Raw genomic sequence first — 8,647 nt, forward strand, 5'->3', positions numbered from 1 at the left:
GCTTCAATGGTGTAACCCTGAAGTATAGCCGCCACGGGCCGCGATCAATGCCCGCGCAGGTCGCGCGGACGGAAGCCCATCGCCAGCATGGCCACGGCATAGGTCGCGCCGCCGCCGCCGACCAGCAACGCAAGGGCACCGATCCGCTCCCAGACACGCATCACGGAGAAACCCGGCAGCCAGTGCAGCAGGGCCAACAGCACGCCAACCATGGCCGCACAGGCCAGCACCAGGCGCAGCAGATAGCCGCCCCAACCCGGCCGGCGCTGGTAGACATCGGTCTTGCCCAGCCAGTACCAGAGCAGGCCCAGGTTCAGGTAACTGGACAGCGCGCTGGCGATGCCCAGTGCCAGGTGCAGGCCCGGCTGCTTGCCGATGGCCGCCATCACGCCCTGCGCCTTCAGCGCGTCGGGCACCATCACCTGGTACAGCACGGCCAGCAGGGCGAAGTTGAACACCATGTTGGCCACCAGCGCGGCCACACCGGCGCGCACCGGGGTCTTGGTGTCCTGGCGGGCGTAGAAGGCCGGCAGCACCACCTTCAGCAGGGCGAATGCCGGCAGGCCGAAGCTCAGGCCATACACCGACAGCGCGGTCATGCGGGTGTCGAAGGCGCTGAACTGGCCGTGCTGGAAGATGGTCGCGATCAGCGGCTCGGCCAGCAGCAGCAGGCCCAGCATGGCCGGCACCGAGATCAGCAGGGTCATGCGCAGGCCCCAGTCCAGCGAGCGCGAGAAGCCCTCGCGATCGGTGCTGACATGGTGGCGGGCCAGCGCCGGCAGGATCACCGTGCCCAGCGCCACGCCGAACACGCCCAGCGGCAGCTCCAGGAAGCGGTCAGCCAGCGACAGCCACGACTGCGAGCCGTCGGTCAGCTTGGCCGCGATCACCGTATCCAGCAGCAGGTTGATCTGCGCCACCGAGGAACCAAACAGGGTCGGCACCATCAGCGTCATGACCTTGCGCACACCCGGGTGGCGCCAGCCCCAGCGCGGCAGGGTCAGCAGGTTGATGCCCTTCAGCGAGGGCAGCTGGAACAGCAACTGCAGGATGCCGGCGGCCAGCACCGCCCAGCCCAGCGCCAGGATCTGCTTTTCCGGCGTGCCGCCCAGCCGCGGTGCCAGCCACAGCGCGCCGGCGATCATGCACAGGTTGAGAATGACCGGGGTCAGCGCCGGCATGGCAAAGCGCTGGAAGCTGTTCAGCGCACCACCGGCCAGTGCGGTCAGCGAGACGAACAGCAGGAACGGGAAGGTCAGGCGGAACAGGTCGACCAGCAGGCCCTGCTTGACCGGGTCGGTATCAACGCCACTGGAGAAGACCGAGGCCAGCTGCGGCGCGAAGATCAGCGCCAGTGCGGTGACCAGCATCAGCACCCCGCCCAGGGTGCCGGCGGTGCGGGCCATCAGTTCGCGCAGCTCGGCGTGGCTGCGGGTTTCCTTCACTTCCGTGAACACCGGCACGAAAGCGGTGGCAAAAGACCCTTCGGCGAACAACCGGCGCAGGAAATTGGGTACCCTGAAGGCGACCCAGAAAGCATCAGTAATGGCGTTGGTGCCGAACGTGGTGGTCACCACGAAGTCCCGGACAAGTCCGAGAACGCGCGAGACCATGGTCATGCTGCTGAACGACAGCAGGCCCCGCAACAACTTGGGTGAACTCACTCAGCGTCCCTCTTGACAATCGACTTGACGTGCATTTCTTACGCCATCATACTAGCTAGCTTGCTGTTCCCATAACACCGATTTTTTCAGGAAACCACCACCGTGGCCAATATCAAGTCCGCCAAGAAGCGCGCCAAGCAGACCGTCGTGCGCAACGCGCGCAACGTGGCTCAGCGCTCGATGCTGCGCACCGCTGTCAAGAAAGTGATCAAGGCGCTGGACGCCAACGATGCCGCCGGCGCCGAAGCCGCCTTCGCCGTTGCCCAGCCGATCCTGGATCGCTTCAGCGCGCGTGGCCTGATCCACAAGAACAAGGCTGCTCGCCACAAGAGCCGCCTGAACGACCGCATCAAGGCCCTCAAGGCCGCCTGATCCGGCGTTGCCGCCCTGCCCTTCGGGGTTGGGCTGCAGACAAAAGCCCGGCCCCGGCCGGGTTTTTTGTTGCCCGCGGTTTCCACCCTGTAGAGCCGAGCCCATGCTCGGCTGGCCGCGCGAACAGCAGCCGAGCATAGGCTCGGCCCTACAGAAGAGCGGCAGCCAACAAAAAACCCGGCCGAAGCCGGGTTTTCCGCATGGAACCACAACGGCATCACTGCGCGTTGCGGGCTTCCTGCTCTTCTTCCTTCTGGCGATCGAAGAAGGCCATGATCCGACTCATGATCGGGAAGGTGCCTTCGCGACCCAGTGCGGAGACCAGGAACCACGGCTCCTTCCAGCCCAGCTCGGCAACGATCTGCTCGGCCGCGGCCTGCGCCTCGTCTTCGAACATCAGGTCAGCCTTGTTCAGCACCAGCCAGCGCGGCTTTTTCAGCAGTTCCGGATCGTGCTTCCCCAGCTCGCGCTCGATCGCACGCACCTGCTCCACCGGCGAGATGCCGTCCACGCCACCTTCCATCGGCGAGATGTCCACCAGGTGCAGCAGCAGGCGGGTGCGCTGCAGGTGGCGCAGGAACTGCGCGCCCAGGCCGGCGCCATCGGCCGCGCCTTCGATCAGGCCGGGAATGTCGGCGATCACGAAGCTGCGGTGGTTCTCCACCTTCACCACGCCCAGGTTCGGGTACAGCGTGGTGAACGGGTAATCAGCCACCTTCGGCGTCGCCGCCGAAACGGCGCGGATCAGGGTGCTCTTGCCGGCGTTGGGGAAGCCCAGCAGGCCGACATCGGCCAGCAGCTTCAGCTCCAGCTTCAGCGTGCGCTCCTCGCCCGGCTCGCCCGGCAACGCCTGGCGCGGCGAGCGGTTGGTCGAGCTCTTGAAGTGCATGTTGCCCAGGCCGCCGCGACCGCCCTTGGCCACCAGCAGGCGATCGCCGTGCTGGGTCAGGTCGCCGATGACTTCATCGGTCGCCACGTTGATCACCACGGTGCCGACCGGCACGGTGATGGTCAGGTCTTCGCCACCCTTGCCATAGGCCTGGCGGCCCATGCCGTTCTCGCCGCGCTGCGCCTTGAAGATGCGGTCATGGCGGAAGTCGACCAGGGTGTTCAGGTTTTCGTCGGCGCGGATGTACACGCTGCCGCCCGCACCGCCGTCGCCGCCGTCCGGGCCGCCGAGCGGAATGAACTTCTCGCGACGGAAGCCAATGCAGCCGTTGCCGCCGTTGCCGGCGAACACTTCGATTTCTGCTTCGTCTACCAGTTTCATTGTTTCGATGCCTGCGATGGGCGTGGCCTGCAGGCCGCCGCCTTGAATGTCATGCCTGCCGATGGCCGGCAGCCCGGCCTGGCCGGTCCTGCTTCAACTCTAACGAAAAGCCCCGCCGAAGCGGGGCTCTTCATGCAGCACTCCCATGCCGGGGCACGGGTGCCGGCGATGCCTGGATCAGGCGTCGGCCGAGACGATGCTGACGGTGCGACGCTTCTTGGCGCCCTTGACCGAGAACTCCACCTTGCCGTCCACGAGGGCGAACAGGGTGTGGTCACGGCCCAGGCCAACGCCCGAACCCGGGTGGAACTGGGTGCCGCGCTGACGCACGATGATGTTGCCGGCTTCGATGGCCTGGCCGCCGAAGATCTTGACGCCCAGGTACTTCGGGTTGGAGTCGCGACCGTTGCGCGAGGAGCCTACGCCCTTTTTATGTGCCATGACTGCTTCTCCTGATGCTTAGCCGGCGATGCCGGTGATCTCGATTTCGGTGTAGTACTGACGGTGACCCTGACGCTTCATGTGGTGCTTGCGGCGACGGAACTTGATGATCCGGACCTTGTCAGCACGACCCTGGGACAGGACCTTGGCGGTGACGGCAGCGCCCTTCAGCGCATCGCCCAGCTTCACGCCGTCGCTGTCACCCAGCATCAGGATGTTGTCGAACTTGATCTCGCTGCCGACTTCGACTTCGAGCTTTTCAATGCGGAGCTTTTCGCCCTGCGCCACGCGGTATTGCTTACCGCCGGTGACCAGTACTGCGTACATGACCAGGCCTTCCTCTGTAGTTATTGTGGTCTGAGCTGCCGCCATCGAGGGCGGACAGGAGCGGGATTGTACGCAGATCATCGGGCACGGGTCAAGTCAACCCTGAACGCCGCAGGGGGCGGCGTCGGAACGGGGTCAGATCCCTTTTCACCCCGTGAAAAGGGATCTGACCCCTGCCTGTCGGCCTGTCTCACAAGGTGAGACACCGGGCTGGCATTGTCGCCCATTGCCCCCATCTGGTCACCTCGGTAGGCTGACCGATTGCCGTTCCCTGCTGGCCCGGCACCCAGCCAACGCCCCCACAACCGGATCCCCCATGGCGATGGATTTCATCCGCATCCGCGGCGCGCGGACGCACAACCTGAAGAACCTCGACCTCGACCTGCCCCGCGACAAGCTGATCGTGATCACCGGCCTGTCCGGCTCGGGCAAGTCCTCGCTGGCGTTCGACACCATCTATGCAGAAGGCCAGCGCCGCTATGTCGAGTCGTTGTCGGCCTATGCGCGCCAGTTCCTGAGCGTGATGGAAAAACCGGACCTGGACCACATCGAGGGCCTGTCCCCGGCGATCTCGATCGAGCAGAAGTCGACCTCGCACAACCCGCGTTCGACGGTCGGCACGATCACCGAGATCTACGACTACCTGCGCCTGCTGTACGCCCGCGTAGGCACCCCGCGCTGCCCAGACCACGGCTACCCGCTGGAAGCGCAGACGGTCAGCCAGATGGTCGATCAGGTGCTGACCCTGGACCCGGAACAGCGCTACATGCTGCTGGCGCCGGTCATCCGCGACCGCAAGGGCGAGCACGCCCAGGTGTTCGACCAGCTGCGCGCGCAGGGCTTCGTGCGCGTGCGCGTGGACGGCGAGCTGCATGAGATCGACGCGGTGCCGCCGCTGGCGCTGCGCCAAAAGCACACCATCGAGGCGGTGATCGACCGCTTCCGCCCGCGCGAGGACATCAAGCAGCGCCTGGCCGAGAGCTTCGAGACCGCGCTGAAGCTGGGCGACGGCATGGCCTCGGTGCAGAGCCTGGACAACACGGAAACCGCGCCGACCCTGTTCTCCTCCAAATACTCCTGCCCGGTCTGCGATTACTCGCTGCCGGAACTGGAGCCGCGCCTGTTCTCGTTCAACGCACCGATGGGCGCCTGCCCCGGCTGCGATGGCCTGGGCATGGCCGAGTTCTTCGATCCCTCGCGCGTGGTGGTGCACCCCGAGCTGTCGCTGGCCGCCGGCGCGGTGCGCGGCTGGGACCGCCGCAATGCCTACTACTTCCAGCTGATCGCTTCGCTGGCCAAGCACTACCGGTTCGACGTCGACGCGGCCTGGAACTCGCTGCCGGACAAGGTGCAGCAGGCCGTGCTGTACGGCAGCGGCGATGAAGCGATCACCTTCACCTACTTCACCGAAGCCGGTGGCCGCACCCAGCGCAAGCATCGCTTCGAGGGCATCATTCCCAACCTCGAGCGCCGCTACAAGGAAACCGAATCGCCGGCGGTGCGCGAAGAGCTGTCCAAGTACATCAGCGAACAACCCTGCCCGGAATGCCATGGCGCGCGCCTGAACAAGGCTGCACGCAATGTGTTCGTGGCCGACCGCCCGCTGCCGGAGCTGGTGGTGCTGCCGATCGACGAGGCGCTGAAGTTCTTCAGCGAGCTGAGCCTGCCGGGCTGGCGTGGCGAGATCGCGGCGAAGATCGTCAAGGAAATCGGCGAACGCCTCGGCTTCCTGGTCGACGTGGGCCTGGATTACCTGACCCTGGAGCGCAAGGCCGACACCCTGTCCGGTGGCGAGGCGCAGCGCATCCGCCTGGCCAGCCAGATCGGTGCCGGCCTGGTCGGCGTGATGTACGTGCTCGACGAACCGTCGATCGGCCTGCACCAGCGCGACAACGAACGCCTGCTGGGCACCCTCACCCGCCTGCGCGACCTCGGCAACACGGTGATCGTGGTCGAGCATGACGAGGACGCGATCCGCCTGGCCGACTACGTTCTGGACATCGGCCCGGGCGCAGGCGTGCATGGCGGCGAGATCGTCGGCCAGGGCACCCTGCAGGACATCCTGGAGGCACCGCGCTCGCTGACCGGCCAGTACCTGTCGGGCAAGCGCGCGATCGAGATCCCGGCGCGCCGGCACAAGCCGAACCCGAAGATGACCCTGCACCTGCGCGGGGCCAGCGGCAACAACCTCAAGGGCGTGGACCTGGCGATTCCGTCGGGCCTGCTGACCTGCGTGACCGGCGTGTCCGGCTCCGGCAAGTCGACCCTGATCAACGACACCCTGTTCTCGCTGGCCGCCAACGAGATCAACGGTTCCTCGCACCCGATCGCCCCGTACAAGGAGATCGATGGTCTGGACCTGTTCGACAAGGTGGTGGACATCGACCAGTCGCCGATCGGCCGCACCCCACGTTCGAACCCGGCCACCTACACCGGCCTGTTCACTCCCCTGCGCGAACTGTTCGCACAGGTGCCCGAAGCGCGTGCACGCGGCTACTCGCCGGGCCGCTTCAGCTTCAACGTGCGTGGTGGCCGCTGCGAGGCCTGCCAGGGCGATGGCCTGATCAAGGTCGAGATGCACTTCCTGCCGGACGTGTACGTGCCGTGCGATGTCTGCCATGGCAAGCGCTACAACCGCGAGACGCTGGAGATCCTGTACAAGGGTTTCAACATCAACGACGTGCTGGAAATGACCGTCGAGGATGCGCTGAAGCTGTTCGAGCCGGTGCCGTCGATCGCACGCAAGCTGGAAACACTGGTCGACGTCGGCCTGAGCTACATCAAGCTGGGCCAGAGCGCGACCACGCTGTCCGGTGGTGAAGCGCAGCGCGTGAAGCTGTCCAAGGAGCTGTCGCGCCGCGATACCGGCCGCACCCTGTACATCCTCGACGAGCCGACCACCGGCCTGCACTTCCACGACATCGAAGCGCTGCTGGGCGTGCTGCACAAGCTGCGCGACGAAGGCAACACGGTGGTGGTGATCGAGCACAACCTGGACGTGATCAAGACCGCCGACTGGATCGTCGATCTGGGTCCGGAGGGTGGCCACCGCGGCGGCACCATCCTGGTCACCGGCACGCCGGAAGACGTGGCGGCCTGCCCGCAGTCGTACACCGGCCAGTTCCTGGCCCGCATGCTGCCTTCCACCAGCGCGCGCCCCGAGCAGCCGGCCGCCGTGGCCAACAAGCCCGACGCCCGCCCGCCGCGCAAGGTGAAGCCCGAGAAGCCGGCCAAGGTGGCGAAGAAGGCCGTGGCCGCCAAGAGCACCGGCAAGGCCAGCAAGAGCACGTCGAAGAAGAAGGACGCCTGATGAGCAGCGAACACAAGATCCTGGCCCGCATCCCGATCAGCGTGCGCTGGCGCGACATGGACAGCATGGGCCACGTCAACAACGCCAAGTACATTTCCTACCTGGAAGAAGCGCGCGTGCGCTGGATGCTGGGCGTGGACGGCGTGTCGATGACCGACCGCATCGCACCGGTGGTGGCCGCGACCAACGTCAATTACCGGCTGCCGATCGTGTGGCCCAACGACATCGTGGTCGAATTGTTCGTCGAGCGCCTGGGCAACAGCAGCGTGACCATCGGCCACCGCATCGTCGACCAGCAGGACGCATCGAAGCTGTACTCGGATGGCAACGTGGTGGTGGTGTGGATGGATACGCAGACCGGCAAGAGCGCGCCGCTGCCTGAGGCGATCCGCAACGCTTCCACCTGAAGGTAGTGCCGGCCGCTGGCCGGCAACCTCCAGACGCTTCGCGCATGCCGGCCAGCGGCCGGCACTACCGATCCAATTCAAAGGACTGACATGATCCACCAGACTGAACTGAGCGACCTGCTGCCCGGCATGGTCCCCTTCCCCACCGACGTCTTCCCCGCCGACCAGGCCTGGCTCGGCCAGCACCTGCTGCCGCTGCTGAAGATCGACCTCGGTGTGCTGCGCCCGGAACTGGCCGGCCAGGTGGCGACGATGCTGTGCCCGATCGAGCCGTACGACGGCTGCATCGGCGAAACCACCGAAGAACACCACAACGATTTCACCGCCACCAACTGGATCGCCTTCGAGCTGACCGCCGGCAACCAGATGCGCTTCCTCGGCAACGAGGGCTATTTCATCGGCGATGCAGTACAGGACAAGGACGCGCAGGAACACATTGCGCAGATGCGCGACAGCTACGCCAAGGCCCGCGACTACCACGCCATGCATGGCCGCCTCGCCTGCTACTCGCGCTACGGCAAGGGTGAGGCCAGCGAGCGCGATTATCTGGATACGCTGGGGGGACAGATTTCCTGCGGCAACTGGATCGAAACGGCCGATATTCCTGCCGCCTTCACCCTGGAATTCACCGACGCCGCCAACGACCGGCATGCTCCAGATGATGCCGAACTGGCGATCATCCGCCGCGATGGCCACAAGTTCTTCGCCGTCGCCGAAGTCGCCGGCTACAACTGGTGCGCCACCGGCGCCGACGCGATCGTGATGCTGTATGAGCCGGTGAGCCGCACGGTGCTGTTCTCGTACGACTGGTCGTAGCATCCCGCCGGGCATGGCCCGGCGCTACCCAGGCATGACC

8 protein-coding genes are annotated in these 8,647 nt (G+C 65.8%); 4 read left to right on the forward strand and 4 right to left on the reverse strand.

Translation table 11 applies throughout. From position 1 onward, the window contains the following. Window positions 1-44: 44 nt before the first annotated feature. Window positions 45-1,649, reverse strand: a complete 1,605-nt coding sequence (gene murJ, locus HMPREF3114_RS05325; RefSeq protein WP_141750781.1) for a murein biosynthesis integral membrane protein MurJ — start codon at window positions 1,647-1,649, stop codon at window positions 45-47. A 117-nt stretch (window positions 1,650-1,766) separates the two neighbouring features. Between murJ and rpsT the strand changes: the two genes are divergently transcribed. Then, window positions 1,767-2,036 (forward strand): 30S ribosomal protein S20, encoded by a 270-nt coding sequence (rpsT, locus tag HMPREF3114_RS05330; RefSeq protein WP_005408560.1) that lies wholly within the window; start codon window positions 1,767-1,769, stop codon window positions 2,034-2,036. A 217-nt stretch (window positions 2,037-2,253) separates the two neighbouring features. Here the strand turns inward: rpsT and cgtA are convergent, their stop codons facing one another. From cgtA to rplU, 3 genes are all read right to left on the reverse strand, one after another. After that, the gene (gene cgtA / locus HMPREF3114_RS05335) at window positions 2,254-3,306 is read right to left on the reverse strand and encodes an Obg family GTPase CgtA (protein WP_053501123.1); all 1,053 of its coding nucleotides are present in this window, start codon (window positions 3,304-3,306) and stop codon (window positions 2,254-2,256) included. A 177-nt stretch (window positions 3,307-3,483) separates the two neighbouring features. Beyond that, window positions 3,484-3,747 carry a 50S ribosomal protein L27 gene (gene rpmA, locus HMPREF3114_RS05340; protein WP_005415704.1) on the reverse strand — a complete coding sequence of 88 codons (264 nt, stop codon included), beginning with the start codon at window positions 3,745-3,747 and terminating at the stop codon, window positions 3,484-3,486. 18 nt (window positions 3,748-3,765) lie between these two features. Then, on the reverse strand, window positions 3,766-4,074 hold the full coding sequence (rplU, locus tag HMPREF3114_RS05345) for a 50S ribosomal protein L21 (RefSeq protein WP_005408557.1): 309 nt from the start codon (window positions 4,072-4,074) through the stop codon (window positions 3,766-3,768). A gap of 316 nt (window positions 4,075-4,390) precedes the next feature. Between rplU and uvrA the strand changes: the two genes are divergently transcribed. From uvrA to HMPREF3114_RS05360, 3 genes are all read left to right on the forward strand, one after another. Next, complete coding sequence (uvrA, locus tag HMPREF3114_RS05350; RefSeq protein WP_053501121.1) at window positions 4,391-7,384, forward strand: excinuclease ABC subunit UvrA; 2,994 nt, start codon at window positions 4,391-4,393, stop codon at window positions 7,382-7,384. Continuing rightward, window positions 7,384-7,791: an acyl-CoA thioesterase gene (locus HMPREF3114_RS05355; RefSeq protein WP_065178106.1), complete on the forward strand. Its 408-nt coding sequence runs from the start codon at window positions 7,384-7,386 to the stop codon at window positions 7,789-7,791. Before uvrA ends, HMPREF3114_RS05355 begins: the two co-directional genes overlap by 1 nt. A gap of 90 nt (window positions 7,792-7,881) precedes the next feature. Continuing rightward, window positions 7,882-8,607, forward strand: a complete 726-nt coding sequence (locus tag HMPREF3114_RS05360; RefSeq protein WP_053501118.1) for a hypothetical protein — start codon at window positions 7,882-7,884, stop codon at window positions 8,605-8,607. Window positions 8,608-8,647: the final 40 nt, after the last annotated feature.

Origin of the sequence: Stenotrophomonas sp. HMSC10F07, assembly GCF_001807895.1 — a bacterium.
Classification (GTDB): Bacteria; Pseudomonadota; Gammaproteobacteria; order Xanthomonadales; family Xanthomonadaceae; genus Stenotrophomonas; species Stenotrophomonas sepilia.